Annotated in this window: 1 protein-coding gene; it reads left to right on the top strand. The window is 74.8% G+C overall.

What is annotated here, in order from left to right:
- Positions 1 to 42: 42 nt before the first annotated feature.
- The coding region (locus tag AOK11_RS38590; RefSeq protein ID WP_055598248.1) for a cysteine desulfurase family protein at positions 43 to 1,155 on the top strand (1,113 nt) is incomplete at its 3' end.

Genomic DNA, 1,155 nt, shown 5'->3' with positions numbered 1-1,155 from the left:
CCCCCCTCCTCCCCCGCCGGGCCCGCGGCTTACCGTTGCCGTATGGCCTACTTCGACGCCGCGTCCGCCGCTCCGCTCCATCCCGTCGGCCGTCAGGCCCTGTTGGCCGCACTGGACGAGGGGTGGGCCGATCCGGCGCGACTCTACCGGGAGGGCAGGAGGGCCCGGCTGCTGCTGGACGCGGCGCGCGAGGCGGCGGCGGAGGCGGTGGAATGCCGCCCGGACGAGCTGGTGTTCACCCCGTCCGGCACCCGGGCGGTGCATGCCGGGATCGAGGGTGCGCTGGCCGGGCGGCGGCGCGTCGGGCGTCACCTGATCGTGTCTGCGGTCGAACACTCTTCTGTACTCCACACGGCTGAAGTCCACGAAGCCCTGGGCGGTTCGGTCACCGAGGTCGGGGTGGACCGCACGGGGGCCGTGGCTCCGGACGCCTTCGCCGGGTCGCTGCGGCCGGACACCGCGCTGGCCTGTCTCCAGTCGGCCAACCACGAGGTGGGGACGGTGCAGCCGGTGGCCGAGGTCGCCGAGGCCTGCCGGGCGGCGGGGGTGCCGCTGCTGGTGGACGCGGCCCAGTCGCTGGGCTGGGGGCCGGTGGCGGGCGACTGGTCGCTGCTCACGGCGAGCGCCCACAAGTGGGGCGGTCCGTCGGGCGTCGGGCTGCTCGTGGTGCGCAAGGGGGTGCGGTTCGCTGCCCGGGGGCCGCTGGACGAACGGGAGTCGGGGCGGGCGGCCGGGTTCGAGAACATCCCGGCGGTGGTGGCCGCGGCGGCCTCGCTGCGGGCGGTGCGTGCCGAAGCGGCCGAGGAAGCGGTCCGGCTTCGGGAACTGACGGAGCGGATCCGGACGCGGGTGCCCGTGCTGGTGCCGGACGTGGAGGTGACGGGCGATCCGGAGCGGCGGCTGCCGGGGATCGTCACCTTCTCCTGTCTCTATGTCGACGGGGAGACGGTGCTGCACGAGCTGGACGGTGCCGGCTTCTCCGTGTCGTCCGGTTCGTCGTGCACGAGCAGCACGCTCACCCCGAGCCATGTGCTGAGGGCGATGGGGGTGCTGAGCGAGGGCAACGTCCGTGTGTCGCTGCCGCCGGGGACACCGGCCGAGGACGTCGAGCGGTTCCTGGCGGTCCTGCCGGGAGTGGTGGCGGGGGTGCGGGAG

Source organism: Streptomyces hirsutus, from assembly GCF_001418415.1.
GTDB classification, from domain to species: Bacteria; Actinomycetota; Actinomycetes; order Streptomycetales; family Streptomycetaceae; genus Streptomyces; species Streptomyces hirsutus.
This window is presented reverse-complemented; position numbering and strand designations above follow the sequence as displayed.